Genomic DNA, 15,506 nt, shown 5'->3' with positions numbered 1-15,506 from the left:
CTCTTAACAAAACTGTTTAGTGGTTTTTATTTAACCTTCCCTAGAATACCCGTACTTTGGTAAAACCAAATTTTAACCTCATCGAGCAGGAATGTTGCTGCAAGAACGGCTCCGAGAACACCGATCAAATAAATAACGGGAACTGCAGCCATCAGTATCCCCAGGATAGCGAGAGCCGATGCTACGACTACATTGCCGACCGTGGTCGCGATGACGTATCGGCTCGGCAGGAACGACCACAAGTGATCCCGAACGCGGGTTATGTAAATCGTTGTTTGTGCCGAAAAGATGAGGTAGACAAACATGAGCGTTTGGATCTGGGGGACCGGGAGTTTCAGTACGTTCAGGCCTATCCACAGGATGAAGAACGCCAGGACCAGCCAGCCGGCTGCAAGTATGCCCGCAATTTTGGCAATATCTCTGACATCCCATCGCTCAGGTACTGGAGAGGCCCATGCACGATCAGTTCCGAGGGTGATCGTCACAATATCATTCAAAACGATTATTATGATAATCAGGCTTAATGGTGTTACAAAGAAGCCCGTGGCAATATACCCGAGGGTCAGCAGAACAGCAAGCTCGACAGTCCTCGCGATCTTCGTGATGGTCCATGTTAGCATCCGGCGGTAAACATAGCGGCCACCGTAGATGATCTTGACGATGTCCTGGAGCCCGGGGCTGGTCATGACTACTTTTGCGGAGGCCTTGGCGACGTCCGAGGCAGAACTGACAGCGATCCCGACTTCCGCCTGTTTGAGCGCCGGCGCGTCGTTTATGCCATCCCCTGTCATGCCTGTGGTCAGGTGAAGCTTTTGGAGAGCCTGCACGATGCGGAACTTATCTTCGGGATAAACATTGGCGAACCCGTCGTACTCAAGCGGATTATTGAGGGCAACATTCAAATCCCCGATGCGATCGCCGAGATTGACTTTATGGCTCACCGCCCGCGCTGTAGCGGAAGTGTCGCCTGTGACCATAAGTACCCGGATCCCGAGGCCCTGGATAGCCTTTACGAGGGCGGCAGCGTCTTCTCTGGGCAGGTCAGCCAGCGCCACCAGCCCACGAAGTGAAAGATGTCCTTCAGGGCCTGCCGCAACCGCCAGTACGCGAGCCCCGCTGGCGGCCAGCTCTTCTACTTGATCCTTGAATTCAGGCCGGGGGTCGGCGAACTGTTCCACGATCGGAGGAGAACCAAGCATCACCTGGAAGGTTTGGCCATCGCGGTTAACGTATGACTCCGAACGCTTGGTCGCCGGGTCGAAAGGAACGATCCTATGTCGGCTCAGTGGCTGTATCGATCGATGCTCTAATTCGTGAAGGATCGCTATATCCAGAGGATTCTGGGTCGCCTCGTCGCAGCATGCAGCGGCATAGGCCAGGACTTCTTCCTCAAGTTCGCCCGGGAAGGGGATGATAGCGGCTATCTCCGGCCGGTTCTGCGTCAGCGTGCCGGTCTTGTCCACGCAGAGAACCTCCATAGTCGCTGCTTCCTGGATCGCCGTCAATCCGGTAATGAGAACGCCTTCTTTCGCAAGCGTGCGGGCTTCGAGCGCGTTAGCGACAGTAAAGCTTGCCGGCATCGAGACCGGCACTGTGGCGATCACAAGCACCACCAGGAATGGTAGGAGCGGGAGCAAGTCGGAATTGTTCCATAGGGCAACTCCCACGAGCACCACTGCGAGAACCAGGTCCACGGTTGCCAGATAGCGCACTACAGTGAACATAAGCTTTTGAAGGTGACCGGGTGATTCGGCAGTCCTTACCAGTTCGGCCGTCCGCCCGTACGAAGTGCCGGACCCTGTTGCCGTTACTGTTGCAATGGCTTCGCCACGAAGGACAGTTGATCCCGAATAGATCGTCTCATCATTTGAACGTGATACACTGACTGACTCTCCTGTGAGCACAGACTGGTCGACTTCCACCGCCCCATTGCGGATTATGCAGTCCGCAGGCACGATGTCGCCTAATTTAATGTGGACCAGATCGCCTGAAACAAGCTCTCGGGCGGGAAGAAATCGCCAGCGCCCATCCCGGCGCACCCGCGCGCTTACCTGCAGACGGTGGCGGAGGAAGTCCACAGCGGTATGGGCTCGAAGTTCCTGGGTTTCACCCACTATGGCGCTGAAGAGCAATAAGACTGCTATGACCGATGCTTCGACTATTTTGCCTAGAGCGACCTCCAGTATCAGCGCCGCTTCGAGCGTCCATGGGATGGGCCCCCAAAGGCGCTTGAGGATGCCTCGAAAAGGGCCGGAAGGCTCTTCGAGTATTTCATTGTAACCATTTTTATCCAGACGCGCCCGGGCTTCCGCTTCAGAGAGGTCTTCCACGTCAACATTTGCTTCCAGGGAAATATCTTGCTTCTGCATTTTTGGATTAATGTTTAAAGCCTTCCAGTATTCTCCATTTATCTTGTCTGATAACCTTTCCCATGTAACCCAAGGCGGCCCGAATTGACGCCTATAGCTTAGTGTACACTGCAGCCTTACCGAGATTCTCCTCAATTCTCAAGAGCTGGTTGTACTTCGAGGTACGCTCGCTCCTGGCCGGCGCGCCAGTCTTAATGATCTCCGCGCTGAGAGCCACGGCCACGTCCGCAATGATGGAGTCGCAGGTCTCCCCGGACCGGTGGCTCACGGCGACCTTATACTTATTACGGAACGCGAGGGTCGCAGCATCGAAAGCTTCCGAGACGGTACCGATCTGGTTCAGCTTTAACAATAGCGAGTTAGCGGCGCCCATGTCGATGCCCTTCTGCAGCCGCTTCACGTTCGTCACATAAATATCGTCGCCGATGACGGTCACCTTTTTACCGACCTCTTTCGTGATGGCGACGAACCCGTCCCAGTCCTCCTCGGCGAACGGGTCCTCGAGCACGATGATCGGATAATCCTTCACGATGCCCGCATAATACTTGACCATCTGGTCACGCGACAGGCTTTTGCCGTCGATGTTGTATTTGCCGCCCTTGAAGAACTCGCTCGCTGCGGAGTCTATCCCGAGCTTTATTTTGCCCTTGTACCCTGCCTTATCGATGGCCTCCATCATGGCGTCCAGCGCCTCGCGGGTCGTGCCGATGGAGGGCGCATAGCCTCCCTCGTCGCCCACGTTGGTCGCAGACTTGCCGTACTTGTCTTTAAGGATTTTAGCGAGCGTATGGTATGTTTCCACGTTCATGCGCAGCGCCTCGTGGTACGTGTCGGCGCCGACAGGCAATAACAGGAACTCCTGGATCGCCAGGCCGCTGCCCGCGTGCTTGCCCCCGTTGATGACGTTCATCATGGGGACGGGCAGCTTATACGCGTTAACGCCTCCCAGGTACTGGTATAAGGGCAGCTCCAGGGCGCCGGCGGCCGCCCGGGCCGCGGCCATAGAGACGCCCAGGATGGCGTTGGCGCCGAGTTTCGACTTGTTCTCGGTGCTGTCCAGCTCCAGCATGAACATGTCCAGGTTACGCTGGGCGGCGGCGTCCATTCCCACGACCTTGGGGGCGATCACGTTGTTCACGTTCTTCACGGCCTTCAGCACGCCCTTGCCGCCAAAGCGTTTATCCTTGTCTCTGAGCTCTAACGCCTCGTGGGTACCGGTGGACGCGCCCGATGGCACGCATGCTACGCCGACATTATATGGGGTATGCACTTCGACCTCGACCGTCGGGTTGCCCCTCGAATCGAGGATCTCTCTCGCATGGATCTTTTCAATTGGTACTGGCAAAATGAATCACATCCATTAACATTAACATTCGAATATTATAATCCGCGTTCTAAGATTTTATCAGTGTCCGCAACGACTGGACCGCATAGTACGAGGTATCGAAGCCGGAGATGCCCGATGCCCTCGCCCTGCGAAAGCCGCCGTTCTCGTTCTGGCAATCGACAACGAAGCCGATCGTCTCCCTGACATGATCCGGCCTTTTGCCGAGCATTTCGAGCGTCATAAGGGCATAGTACGTCTCATCCATGAAGGCGAGGCCGGCCAGGGGCTTTTTCGTGAATCCGCCGCTGCCCACGGCACGGGCGGCGATGAAGTCCGCCGAATCCCCAAACTCGCCCATCGGCTTTCCGGCGGACCGAAGTATGGAGAGCGCATGGTACGTGGATATAATGCCCGGATCGCTCCGGCCGAAGCTGCCATCCGGCATGCGATACTCGAGAACGGCTGCGGCGATATCGTCGCACAGCCCGGGGCGCCCTATCAGCTCCAGAATGCCCGCCAGGTAGAACGACGATTCGAATATGCTCAGCCTTTCGATGTATACTTCCTCAGGTATGGTGTGCTTTCGCAGGAGCTGCCGGACATACTCCTCGAGGCCGTACTTCGGCTCCGAGTCCATGATCTTAAGGGCCTTTAGCGCGCACCATGCCGAATAGGGGCTGTTATAGCTGCCGTCGGCACGCTGGAAGGAGCGAACATACTCGACGGTCCTGTCGTCCTGCGGAAGCCGGCCGAGCATGTCCAGGATGAGGATCGCATACGCCGTATCGTTCAGGTTCGACTCGTCCAGGCTATAATGGCAAAATCCGCCATCCGGGTTTCGCCGCTTAAGGAGGTAATCGGCCAGCGATCGCGCATCAATATAACTCATGAGCGGTAACACGTGAGCCGTCATCATGCGCTCACCTGCCCGCCATCGATGCCGCCTCGCAAAAGTCGAAGGTCACCGCCGGGAAAGACTTTTTAGCGCACAGGTCCGAGACGACGTTGAATATCCGGGCAGGGACCATGTCCGCTCCGGCCATGTGCTCGAACCGGCTCACGTCCACCCAGCTTGCGGCGTCGACGCCGTCGCCTTTCTTCGGCTCGCCTTCGAGGAGCTTGCACAGGTAGAAGACGAGGACGACCTGCTTTTCGAAGGCGGAGTCCGGGCTATAGGACGCTACGGCGCTCAACTGTCTCACCGCCTTTACCCTGCAAAACGTCTCCTCGAAAACTTCGCGCTCGATACACTGTTCAAAGCTTTCTCCGATCTCCAGTTTGCCGCCGGGCAGGATCCATTTGCCGGCCCAGTGGCCGGAGCGCTGTTTGACCATCAGCAGATTCCCGCCGTCGAACACGAGGCCGTAACAGCCTACGATAAATTTTTCAGCCATCTATTTCACTTCCGTCATTATCGCCAAAAGGCATTTTTAACGAACAGAAGCCATTAGTCGCAGTCCGTGCGGCGGTTCTGCATAAGAGCACGGCGAGCTTCATCGCCGATATACGTATCACGTTACGGGCATATACATTTTACGGAAAAGAAGTAAAAAGAGAAAGGTGGATGAAAATCCACCGTATCATGCATCGTAGTAAAGGTACAGCTCGTACGGGTGAGTCCTGATCTTCACAGGGTCGATCTCCGTATTACGCTTGTAGTCCACCCAGGCGCCGATTAAGTCCTCGGTGAACACGCCGCCCTTCGTGAGGTACTCGTGGTCGTTCTCCAGCGCGGTGAGCGCCTCGTCCAGCGAGCCGGGAACCGACTTGATCTTCGCCTTCTCGGCCTCGGGCAGGTGATAAATGTTCTTGTTGATGGGGCCGAACCCTGCCTTGGTCGGGTCGATCTTCTTCTGGATGCCGTCGAGGCCGGCCATGAGCATGGCGGCGAAGGCCAGGTACGGGTTGCAGGTGGCGTCGGGAGGTCGGAACTCGATGCGCTTGGTCTTCGGGTTGTCCGAGTACATGGGAATGCGTACCGCGGCGCTCCTGTTCCTGCTCGAGAAGACCAGGTTCACGGGCGCCTCGTAGCCGGGCACGAGCCTCTTGTACGAGTTGGTGCTGGGGCTGCAGAAGCCGAGCAGCGAGTGGGCGTGCGTCAGCAGGCCGCCGATGTAGTACAACGCGGTCTTCGAGAGCATGCCATAGCCGTCCTTGTCGAAGAACAGGGGCTTGCCGCCCTTCCACAGGCTCTGGTGGGTGTGCATGCCGCTCCCGTTGTCGCCGAACAGGGGCTTCGGCATGAAGGTGGCCGTCTTGCCATTCTTCTGGGCGATGTTCTTGACGACGTACTTGTACATCAGGGTCTGGTCCGCGATCTTCGTGAGGGTATTGAACCGGATGCCGATCTCGGCCTGGCCGGCCGTGGCCACCTCGTGGTGGTGCAGCTCGACCTTCATGCCGATGTCCATCATGGTGCTGACCATCTCGTTCCGGATGTCGGTCTGGGTGTCGGTCGGGGCGACCGGGAAGTAGCCCTCCTTGAACCTCGGCCGGTGGCCCAGGTTGGGGGTGGAGTTGTGGTTGGAGTTCCAGATGCCCTCGTCGGAGTTGATCGAGTAGCTCATGCCCTTATAAGGTGTGAGGACGTCGAACTGGACGTCGTCGAAGATAAAGAATTCCAGCTCGGGGCCGAAGTACGCCGCGTCGGCGATGCCGGTGGTGGCCATGTACTTCTCGGCCTTCTTCGCGATATACCTCGGGTCCCGGTGGTACGGCTTGATGCCGTCGGGGTCGCAAACGTCGCAGGTAAGCGAAAGCGTCGGCTCCCGGATGAAGGGGTCCAGGAACGCCGTGTCCGCGTCGGGTATGAGGAGCATGTCGCTTTCCTCGATGCCCTGGAAGCCGCGGATGCTCGAGCCGTCGAAGCCGGTGCCATACTTGAATATGTCCTCGTCCAGCTCGCTGATGGGATGGGTCTTGTGCTGCCAGGTGCCGGGGACATCGATGAACTTGTAATCAACGTACTTGATCTTGTTTTTCGTTATGATTTCCTTGAGTTTCTTCATGTTGTCGGATGCCATAGGAAAACTTCACCAACTCGCCTGTTCATAGTCGGAAGTATGCTTCCGACTGTGAAGTATATTGCCTAGTCCGTATATATAAAAGTTGCCATAACTACTGGCGCTTAATAGTGTGAAATCAGTGGTGCAACGCTTATCGTGACGGAGCCCGGATATTTTGATGTATGTCGCAGGTATTCGTGGTCAGGACGAACGACCGGAAGCGGGGCGTAAGTGAGCTCATCGGGCATTTCTCCGCCCCGGGAAAAAATATTGCCGTTAAGGCTAATTTTAATAGCGCCGACCCCTTCCCTGCCTCGACTCACCCGGATACGCTGGCGGCCATCGTGGAAAGCCTGAAGGGCATGCATGTCACGCTGGCCGAGAGGAGCGGCATGGGCATCACCCGGGACGTGCTCTACGAGATGGGCGTGCTGAGCCTGGCGCAGAAGTACGGTTTCAAAGTAGAAGTGCTAGACGGGCTTGGCCGGGAGCACTGGAAAAAAGAGGCTCCTCCGGGAAGCCACTGGAACCGGGGCTATATGTTCCCCGATGTTTTCCGGGATGCCGACGCGGTCGTTACTACCTGCTGCCTCAAGACCCACCGCTTCGGGGGCCACTTCACGATGTCCCTGAAGAACAGCGTGGGCATGGTCGCAAAGTACGACCCCTCAGACCGCTATAACTACATGTATGAGCTCCACGGCTCCCCATACCAGCGGCTCATGATCGCCGAGATCAACGCCGCCTACCGGCCGTCATTCGTCATCATGGACGGCATCAAGGGCTTCTCTAAGGGCGGCCCGGAGGCAGGCACGCTCATCGAGCCGGGCGTGATGCTGGCGTCGTCCGACCGGGTGGCGCTGGACGCCACAGGTGTCTCGATACTCAGGGTGTACGGGACGACGCCCGAGGTCGCTGCAGGGCCGGTCTTTAAGCAGGAGCAGATCGCCCGGGCAGTAGAGCTGGGCCTGGGCGCGAAGGGGCCTGACGAGGTCGAGCTGGTGCCGGTCAACGAGGAGGCCGGCGAGATCTGCGCTGCCATTAAGAAAGAGATGAGCGAGCAGGGCGAGGGTTTTAAGGAATATCATATCTCAAGCGTTTAAAAAAGTGGCTCTTCTACGATTTTTGGCTAAACATTTTTATCCTTTCACGTTATGCCGTCATTGAGTGTCCTTAACCACAGGGGCGCAGAGCGCACAGGAGTTTCACAGAGTTCTTTTTTTAATTATTTGAGTCACAGAGGCCACAGAGCCCGGTTTATTGGCTTATCTGGGGCACAGAGTTTATTGAGGCACGGTTGACCAATAAACAATTTAGCAGGTTTATCCTCGCCAGTGCCTCTAACGACTCTGTGCCCCAGGAATGTTATAAACCCGTCCTCTGTGCGCTCTGTGACTCGTATATAAAAGAATCTCTGTGAAACTCAGTGGGCCCGGTGTCTCTGTGGTTAAGGACACACCTAAGACGGCACAATGTGAAAAGGCGGAAATCCGTATCAGCTAAAGCAATACATCATATTAAAAAACGCACAAGAACTAAAAAAGGAATAACGGAGCGCAAGCGCCCCGCAACTTAAGTCAGGATATCGATGAGACGGTCCTGCTTGATGGCCTCTTTGATCTCCATGCAGTAGCGTCGGCCCATGCTCATGCCGGGGCCGTACCTCAGATAGGAGTAGGGCGAGCCGTCCATGAACGTGTTCGTGCCGCCGTCCTGCCTGGCGGAGATCTCAAAGGCGACGAACTCCAGGTTATCGGTGCACATCGTCTGGATGCAGAACGCTCCCAGCAGTCCCGGGGGCACCATCTTCTTGGCCACATCGGCCAGCCGGTCGCCCATCGCGAACGCCTGGTCGAGAAGTGACTCTCTGGCGACCACCGGGAAGTTGCCCGTGACCACGTAGGTGGGCTGAAGGCCCGCTTCTATCTGGTCTTTGGCCGGGATCCTCACGAGGCCGTCGATGTTCGCCTCGTGCCTCCTGTCCATGCCCAGCATCTCGACCTCGTTTGTCAGCTGTGAGTAGAAGTAGTGCATGCAGTAGATGTCGCCCGCGACGTACTCCTCGATGTGTGCCCTGTCCCGGTCCTCTTCGGTCAGCCAGCCCTTCTTGACCATGAGCTTGATCTTCTCGTCGAAGCCCGCCGGAGAGTCGGTGACGAAGTATCCCCTGCCGCCCCTTGCACCGGGGAACTTGACCATGCACGGCCTGTCGATCTTGTCCGGGCCGAAGATCTTCTGCGGCTTGCGGATGTTCGCGGCCTCGAACAGCCTGGTGACGCGCTCCCTCTCCGCCTCCCACCTGAGGATATTACGGTTGCCCAGTATGGGCACCTTGAACTTGTTCTCGATGTTCTCCAGGCCCACGTAGGCGACGAATGAGCCGTGAGGTATGATGATCGCGTTCATTTTCCTGAGCTTTTCCTGGAGGCCCTCATCGATGATATCGGCGAACTTATCGACGATAATATACTCATCGGCCGACCTGAACCTCCTGTAGGGGACGTCTCTTCCCGTCGCGCACACCGCGCACCTGCGCAGGCCCTCGTCGTATGCGCCGCGGAAGACGTGCAGGGAGGAATGGCTGGCAATTGTACAAACAGTTATTTTATTTGTGTCATAGTGCTTTATGACATCCTTAATATCGTCCTTTGTGATGACCATTAGACCTTCACCCGCACGTAATACACGCATATATCATTTATATCTTTTCAAGCATGCGCATTCAGCCAGAAGCGGCTTTTACGCTTGCCTATTATTCCCATAAGGCGGCATATAAAAAAGGATATAAAAAGGGGACTATTGCCTGCGGTTGAGCTTGGCCACCCGGTCCATGACGATGTCGTACTTCGTCAGGTCGACGTACCTGGATATGCCGATGGCGAAGAGCATGAACGCGACGGCGTAGAGCGTTATGGCGAGCGGCTCATAGCGGCTATAGCCTATCGAGGCCATGACCGAGAAGTAGATATGCGATATCGAGAGTATGACCGTCCCCGCCGCGATGACGAGCTGCGACTCGAACACGCTTCGGCCCGAGGAGAGTATGATCAGGTTGCACACCATGGCCAGGCAGATGATGTCGAGGGCCGGATAGGCGATGGATATCATCGCCTTAGGCGTCATGCCGCCGCTCAGGATGTCCGTGAACGAGGCATACGTCCCCACGATGGCCGCCGTGGCGACGACCGCGAGCACGATGATTATCACGTTCAGCTCCACCTTGAGGCCGGTCGTCTCGCTGACCGCCCTCGTCGCGCTGTATATGGCAGCGATGGTCGCCAGGGAGCCGATGAGGAAGAACACGTCCGCCATCGAGGGGAACGGCGCCCTTACCTGCTGGATCAGGTTGTACCACGCCCAGACTACACCCGCGATGCAGAACGAGAACGACGCCATCGAGAACCCGAACATGGCGTCCTGTATCCGCAGGTTCCGGGCCTTGATGTACCCGAAGAGCGACGTCAATAAGAACAGAACGGTGCCCACGATGAGCAGGGCATCGCTAATGCTTATAAGCAGTAATGACTTTTCCGGCACGATGCCGCCGAACTCGACGAGGGCGTAGATGCCTCCGACGAGAAATATGGTCAGTAAAGCGAAATAGTAGCCCAGCGGCGTCTTCTCCGCGCTGGCCAGAAATTCCGTCTTCCCGCCAAATGATGCCCTTTTTTGACTAGTTGCCAATATTTGCCCCCTTAATGGTTATAAAATCAGGGTCTACTCGAAGGTATTTAAACCTTTACAATCGCCCGCTGCCAGGGCAATAATATCCATTAAAAAGCCAAAATATCGAAAAATTTGGCGTTTATAACTTTTAAGCGTTACTGGGTCGCCACGGACCTTCCGGGGTGCCTGCCCTCGGGGACCTTTTGCACGTCTCTCATAACTTTAACGCGGCCCTTGCTCACGTCCAGCGCCATGAATGTGCGCAAATACTCGGCGGCCCTGCCTTTGCCGTGGATATGCAGCTCGACCAGATCCTGCGCCTCGTCGATGTCGCTGGAGGCGTTGAACGAGTCGAAGACCTCTGCCGTCAGGCCGCTGTCCCCGGCGATGCGCATGTGATCCAAAAAGCTTGCGCCATAATAGTCCACGTGGTACTTCTGCGGTTCCTTAATGAATTGTACGTTCGTGCCGCCGCCCCTTCCCGGCGATATGACCACATCCGCGGGGCTTGCGAGCATGTCCCTGACATTTTTGACCGTGATAAGCGGTATGTCGGCCATGATGATCATGACGGGCTCCGACGCGGAGCTTAAAAAGTCGTTCAACGCGGAATTCAGGTCCTTTTCGCTGACGACGATCTCTGCGTCATACTTGAACGGCGCCGTCGTAAGAAGGACCACCTTTAGCCCTGCCTCGCGGAGCACGCCCGTGATGTCGTCGAGCATCAGGCGGGCCAGCTTCGTCCGCTCGTCGGCCGTAAGGACTGCGGACAGCCGGGACTTGGCGTTTACCGTCTTAAAGGGTACGACTGCCTTCATCGTATTCTATGAAAAGCATTGTAATGTTATATACTTTGGGCATCCGGAGCCGCTTTGTAGGCCGCCCCTCTTTATAGTTCGCCGGGCGTCAGCGGCACGAGGTCCCAGCCTGCCCTGGTCAGGTATTTCCCGGGCTGCGTCATATTCAGGGAATAGCTGATCACCCGGGAGTGATTCGTCCTCTGGAGCGCCTCGGTGGGCTTTAAAGGCTCCATCCAGAATGGCAGGGAAGCATCCCCCTCGTATGCGACGTCCATGAGGTGGGCCAGGTGGGAGTTGCGCCACATTCGCTCCATTATGCTGTAATTATTTATTTGCGACGCGTTCGAGTCGAAGTTGAATCGATGGGTGGATAAGATCAAGGGCGGGGTGAGGTTCCCGAACGTCGAATTGTTAATTGCCGTCTCTCCCCGGGTGGAATTGGCGACGGTCGCTACTTCCCCGTAGGCCCCGGCTGCCATGGCCGGCGGAAGGGTGACCATCGAGTTGTTGACGTTCTTATTCTCGTATGCCAGGTCAGGGACGAGGATACCACGGACGACCATCTCCGGGTACATCAGGGCGCTGCCCCTGAACCGGGCCGCCGTGACGGGGCTGGGCTTACGGAACTGGCCGAAGCCTACGGGAGCGGCGCCGTAGTTACAGCACGGGTAAAAAGGAATGTTCGCCTCGAAAAAGCCTGTGCTGGACGAGCTCACCGTCTGTTCTCTGGTTTGCGATATCGATGGGAGCGCCAGGTCTACGCCCTGAGAGGGACTGAACTTCAGGTCGGACGGGAAGGACAATTCGGCCGTCTCCCTGTCGGCGGCCGCCAGCGTCTGCTGATGGAACACGCTCTGGTTGAGCCCGGTGATGGTCAGGTCGTTCCCGTATGTCACGCCGTCCGCGACGACCTCGTATCTTGCCTCGGCCGCCGCGCCCAGCGCCGGGGATGGCACACTGGCCGCCATGACAATGCAAGCTAAAACAAAGGCAAAGCTAGCCCTAATATTGACCCCGGTATTCACCTCTTAAACACCCTTACATTCAACTATCATCCCAGAGGTTTTAAACGTTCATCGTGTAAATGCCGGGCTTTGGCCGCCCGCGACGTAGTAAAGTATATATTTATTATGTGGTCAACGTTGGTTACTTAGACGGGCGTTTCACATGTCTAAAGAATTCATCACCTATTCACGGAACGTGTTCGTCCCGGTCACGAACATGTGCAGGAACAACTGCGGCTACTGCGGGTTCCGGCGGGACGTCGGATCGCGTGAGGCCTTCGTCATCCGGCCCGAGATCGCCCACGCCATGCTCAAGAAGGCCGCAGGCCTGGGCTGCCTGGAGGCGCTTTTCACATACGGGGACTCGCCGTCGGATCCCCTTTTCTTTAAGGAGCTGAACAGGTACGGGTATGAGACGCTCACCGATTATGTCTACGACCTCTGCCTCGACGCCATCGAGCTTGGCATACTACCCCACACGAACGGCGGCGTGCTGCCATACGGGGAGCTGGAACGACTAAAGGACGTCAATGCCAGCATGGGCCTCATGCTGGAGACGACGGCGGACCTGCCTGCCCACAGGCTGAGCCCCATGAAAAAGCCCTCGCTCCGCCTCGGGTTCATCGAGAGCGCGGGGAAGCTCCGCATACCGTTCACTACCGGCATCCTGGTCGGCATAGGGGAGACCTGGGACGACCGCCGCCAGTCCCTTGAGGCCATCCGGGATATACATAAAAAGTACGGCCATATCCAGGAGGTCATCGTCCAGAACTTCGTGCCCAAGCCCGAGACGCGGATGGGCAGCGTGGAACCGCCCACCGTTGATGACATGATAAGTGTTTTAAGGATGGCCCGCGAGATACTACCGGGCGATATCGAGCTCCAGGCGCCGCCTAACCTGACGTCTCACCTGCTCGAATTCCTGGAGGCTGGCGCGGGCGACATCGGCGGCATCTCGCCGGTCACCGAGGACTACATCAACCCGGAGTGCAGGTGGCCCACGCTGGACGAGCTCGAAGCCATGGGCCTGAAGCTGCGGGAGCGGCTCCCGCTGTACCCGAAGTACGTGATAATGGGCTGGTACCCGGAAAGGCTGGAGCCCATCATCAGGAAACACGCTGACGGAGAGGGGTATTGTGTTTAAGGACATTTACGAGCGATCGCTTGCAGGAAAGATCACCAAAAGGGACGCAATGGCGTTACTGAAGGCGGACCCATTCGAGCTGTTCCAGACGGCCGACGCCGTACGCAGGGAGCTCGTGGGCGATACCGTCTCCTACGTGGTCAACAGGAACATGAACTTTACGGATATCTGCATAGGCACCTGCCGCTTTTGCGCCTTCCGCAATCGTGAGAACTACCGGCTCACCGACGAGCAGCTATTGAAAAAGGTGGGCGAGGCGAAGGCCTACGGCGCGACCGAGGTCTGTATCCAGGGGGGCCTGCTCTCGGATATGTACCTTAAGGACTACGTCGCCATGCTCAAATCCATTAAAGGCAAATATGATATCGACATCCACGCCTTTTCGCCCATGGAAGTCTTCCACATGAGCCGGATCTCAGGAGTAAGTGTTTCCCACTCATTAAAAGAGCTAAAGAATGCCGGGCTCGGCTCCATGCCCGGCACGGCCGCAGAGATCCTCGTCGACTCGGTCCGGGAGAAGATCTGTCCGGACAAGCTTAACACTGAACAATGGGTCGACGTGGTCACAAAGGCACACGAGACCGGCATACCCACCACGGCCACCATCATGTACGGCCACATCGAGACATGGAAGGACCGGCTCGACCACCTCTTTATCCAGAGAGGCATCCAGCGTAAGACACATGGTTTCACCGAGTTCGTTCCCCTGTCGTTCATGAGCAAGAACAGCCCGCTGGGCAGCGTCGTCCTGAAAGAAAAGGGCTCCATGGGCGCCAGCGGCCTGGATGACCTGCGGATGTACGCCCTCGCCCGGCTGATCTTCGGGAGGGACCTGGTGAACGTGCAGGCGTCGTGGGTCAAGCTCGGCCCCAAGCTGGCGCAGGTCGCGCTCCACTGCGGCGCCAACGACCTGGGCGGCACGCTCATGGAGGAGCGTATATCGAAGACGGCGGGCGCGACTTCGGGAGAGTGCATGTCGCCCGAGGAACTGCGGGCCATCATCCGGGATGCCGGGCGTACGCCGAGGCAGCGCACTACCCTCTACAAGTATATCGGATGATTTATTACCGATGAGCTTCTTTTTATAGCCACAAAATAGGTGGATCATGCTAAAGGACATCTATGAGCGCTCGCTCGCAGGGGATATCACGAAGAAGGACGCGCTTGAGCTCGTGAAAGCCAACCCATTCGAGCTCTTCGACACGGCGAACGAGCTGCGAAAGACGATCGCCGGCGATGAGATCACCTACGTCGTGAACCGGCTCGTCGAGATCACCGACCGGTGCATGATCGGGTGCGACTTCTGCTCCTTCAGGAACAACATCGGCTTTAAGCTCAGCACCGATGATGTCCTGCAGAGGGTCGGCGAGGCAAAGGATATCGGCGCCACCGAGCTGTGCCTCATCTCAGGTGTCATGCCCTACATGACCGTGGAGTACTACTGCGACCTCTTCGAAGCCATCAAGTCGAAGTACGATATCATGATCCACGCCCTGTCCCCGATGGAGGTCCACTATGCGGCGAAAGTGTCGGGCGTCACTCCGGCAGAGGCCATGGCCGCCTTCAAGAAGGCGGGGCTGAACACGATCACCGGGGCCTCGGCCGAGATCCTGGTCGACTCGGTCCGGGAAAAGATCTGTCCCAGAAAGGTGTCAACGCGAGAGTGGGTCGACATCATCAAGGACGCCCACCGTCTGGGCATAAGGACCACGTCCACCATCATGTATGGCACCCTGGAGACCTGGGAGGACCGCATCGACCACATGTTCCTTCTAAGGGACATCCAGCGCGAGACTCACGGCTTCACCGAGTTCATACCTCTCACCTTCATGCACGAGAACAACCGGCTCAGCGGCCAGTCTAAAGGCGTGAGCGGCATGGACGACCTGCGCCTGCACGCGCTGGCCCGGGTCATCTTCGGACAGGACATCCCCAACATCCAGGTCTCCTGGATCAAGATGGGCGTCAAACTATCGCAGGCCGCCCTCTGCGCCGGGGCCAACGACTTCGGCGGCACCATGATCGAGGACAAGATCTCCATAGCCGGCGGCTCCGAGCACGGCGAGTACCTCTCAAAGGAAGAGTTCATCCAGCTTATTCGGGCCATCGACCGGGTGCCCGTGGAGAGGAATACGCTTTACGAGCATATCTGAACTTTTTACCTTTGTGCATTTCGTGCCCTTACGTGGGA

General features: G+C 57.1%; 13 protein-coding genes and 1 riboswitch. Of the genes, 4 read left to right on the top strand and 9 right to left on the bottom strand.

Going from position 1 to position 15,506, the window contains the following annotated elements; all coding sequences use genetic code 11:
* Nucleotides 1-26 precede the first annotated feature (26 nt).
* The 5 genes from MCP_RS12490 to glnA all read right to left on the bottom strand — a co-directional run bounded on the left by MCP_RS12490 (nucleotide 27) and on the right by glnA (nucleotide 6,719).
* Complete coding sequence (locus MCP_RS12490; protein ID WP_012901214.1) at nucleotides 27-2,369, bottom strand: plasma-membrane proton-efflux P-type ATPase; 2,343 nt, start codon at nucleotides 2,367-2,369, stop codon at nucleotides 27-29.
* Between the two features lie 91 nt (nucleotides 2,370-2,460).
* A complete protein-coding gene (gene eno, locus MCP_RS12485) occupies nucleotides 2,461-3,714 on the bottom strand; it encodes a phosphopyruvate hydratase (protein WP_012901213.1) in 1,254 nt (417 codons plus the stop codon).
* Nucleotides 3,715-3,763: 49 nt separating this feature from the next.
* A complete protein-coding gene (locus MCP_RS12480) occupies nucleotides 3,764-4,612 on the bottom strand; it encodes a prenyltransferase/squalene oxidase repeat-containing protein (protein ID WP_012901212.1) in 849 nt (282 codons plus the stop codon).
* Between the two features lie 4 nt (nucleotides 4,613-4,616).
* A complete protein-coding gene (locus MCP_RS12475; protein WP_012901211.1) occupies nucleotides 4,617-5,090 on the bottom strand; it encodes an NUDIX hydrolase in 474 nt (157 codons plus the stop codon).
* Nucleotides 5,091-5,127: 37 nt separating this feature from the next.
* Nucleotides 5,128-5,206: riboswitch (Fluoride riboswitch) on the bottom strand.
* Nucleotides 5,207-5,276: 70 nt separating this feature from the next.
* The gene (gene glnA / locus MCP_RS12470; RefSeq protein ID WP_012901210.1) at nucleotides 5,277-6,719 is read right to left on the bottom strand and encodes a type I glutamate--ammonia ligase; all 1,443 of its coding nucleotides are present in this window, start codon (nucleotides 6,717-6,719) and stop codon (nucleotides 5,277-5,279) included.
* A gap of 164 nt (nucleotides 6,720-6,883) precedes the next feature.
* On the opposite strand from glnA, the gene MCP_RS12465 reads away from it, so the two are divergent.
* On the top strand, nucleotides 6,884-7,804 hold the full coding sequence (locus MCP_RS12465) for a DUF362 domain-containing protein (RefSeq protein WP_012901209.1): 921 nt from the start codon (nucleotides 6,884-6,886) through the stop codon (nucleotides 7,802-7,804).
* 469 nt (nucleotides 7,805-8,273) lie between these two features.
* On the opposite strand, the gene MCP_RS12460 is transcribed toward MCP_RS12465, so the two are convergent.
* The 4 genes from MCP_RS12460 to MCP_RS12445 all read right to left on the bottom strand — a co-directional run bounded on the left by MCP_RS12460 (nucleotide 8,274) and on the right by MCP_RS12445 (nucleotide 12,123).
* Nucleotides 8,274-9,362: a formate--phosphoribosylaminoimidazolecarboxamide ligase gene (locus MCP_RS12460; protein ID WP_012901208.1), complete on the bottom strand. Its 1,089-nt coding sequence runs from the start codon at nucleotides 9,360-9,362 to the stop codon at nucleotides 8,274-8,276.
* A gap of 135 nt (nucleotides 9,363-9,497) precedes the next feature.
* Nucleotides 9,498-10,385, bottom strand: coding sequence for a hypothetical protein (locus MCP_RS12455; RefSeq protein WP_012901207.1), 888 nt, complete (start codon nucleotides 10,383-10,385; stop codon nucleotides 9,498-9,500).
* A 137-nt stretch (nucleotides 10,386-10,522) separates the two neighbouring features.
* Nucleotides 10,523-11,185 (bottom strand): 2-phospho-L-lactate guanylyltransferase, encoded by a 663-nt coding sequence (gene cofC, locus MCP_RS12450; RefSeq protein ID WP_012901206.1) that lies wholly within the window; start codon nucleotides 11,183-11,185, stop codon nucleotides 10,523-10,525.
* A 71-nt stretch (nucleotides 11,186-11,256) separates the two neighbouring features.
* On the bottom strand, nucleotides 11,257-12,123 hold the full coding sequence (locus MCP_RS12445) for a hypothetical protein (RefSeq protein WP_128567209.1): 867 nt from the start codon (nucleotides 12,121-12,123) through the stop codon (nucleotides 11,257-11,259).
* Nucleotides 12,124-12,334: 211 nt separating this feature from the next.
* Here MCP_RS12445 and cofG point away from each other — a divergent pair, with 211 nt between their 5' ends.
* The 3 genes from cofG to cofH (MCP_RS12430) are packed head-to-tail and all read left to right on the top strand — an operon-like array spanning nucleotide 12,335 to nucleotide 15,468.
* Nucleotides 12,335-13,315 (top strand): 7,8-didemethyl-8-hydroxy-5-deazariboflavin synthase subunit CofG, encoded by a 981-nt coding sequence (gene cofG / locus MCP_RS12440; protein ID WP_012901204.1) that lies wholly within the window; start codon nucleotides 12,335-12,337, stop codon nucleotides 13,313-13,315.
* A complete protein-coding gene (cofH, locus tag MCP_RS12435; protein ID WP_012901203.1) occupies nucleotides 13,308-14,375 on the top strand; it encodes a 5-amino-6-(D-ribitylamino)uracil--L-tyrosine 4-hydroxyphenyl transferase CofH in 1,068 nt (355 codons plus the stop codon). Before cofG ends, cofH (MCP_RS12435) begins: the two co-directional genes overlap by 8 nt.
* A 46-nt stretch (nucleotides 14,376-14,421) precedes the next feature.
* Nucleotides 14,422-15,468, top strand: coding sequence for a 5-amino-6-(D-ribitylamino)uracil--L-tyrosine 4-hydroxyphenyl transferase CofH (cofH, locus tag MCP_RS12430; RefSeq protein ID WP_012901202.1), 1,047 nt, complete (start codon nucleotides 14,422-14,424; stop codon nucleotides 15,466-15,468).
* The last annotated feature ends 38 nt before the right edge of the window (nucleotides 15,469-15,506 follow it).

The sequence above is a fragment of the Methanocella paludicola SANAE genome (genome assembly GCF_000011005.1).
Lineage (GTDB): Archaea > Halobacteriota > Methanocellia > Methanocellales > Methanocellaceae > Methanocella > Methanocella paludicola.
This window is presented reverse-complemented; position numbering and strand designations above follow the sequence as displayed.

What these genes read in the sequence shown, in the direction of transcription:
- MCP_RS12480 (WP_012901212.1), bottom strand. Translation starts at nt 4,612, where the DNA reads ATGATGACGGCTCACGTGTTACCGCTCATGAGTTATATTGATGCGCGA.
- cofG (WP_012901204.1), top strand. Translation starts at nt 12,335, where the DNA reads ATGTCTAAAGAATTCATCACCTATTCACGGAACGTGTTCGTCCCGGTC.
- cofH (WP_012901202.1), top strand. Translation starts at nt 14,422, where the DNA reads ATGCTAAAGGACATCTATGAGCGCTCGCTCGCAGGGGATATCACGAAG.
- glnA (WP_012901210.1), bottom strand. Translation starts at nt 6,719, where the DNA reads ATGGCATCCGACAACATGAAGAAACTCAAGGAAATCATAACGAAAAAC.
- MCP_RS12490 (WP_012901214.1), bottom strand. Translation starts at nt 2,369, where the DNA reads ATGCAGAAGCAAGATATTTCCCTGGAAGCAAATGTTGACGTGGAAGAC.
- MCP_RS12460 (WP_012901208.1), bottom strand. Translation starts at nt 9,362, where the DNA reads ATGGTCATCACAAAGGACGATATTAAGGATGTCATAAAGCACTATGAC.
- MCP_RS12475 (WP_012901211.1), bottom strand. Translation starts at nt 5,090, where the DNA reads ATGGCTGAAAAATTTATCGTAGGCTGTTACGGCCTCGTGTTCGACGGC.
- cofC (WP_012901206.1), bottom strand. Translation starts at nt 11,185, where the DNA reads ATGAAGGCAGTCGTACCCTTTAAGACGGTAAACGCCAAGTCCCGGCTG.
- MCP_RS12465 (WP_012901209.1), top strand. Translation starts at nt 6,884, where the DNA reads ATGTCGCAGGTATTCGTGGTCAGGACGAACGACCGGAAGCGGGGCGTA.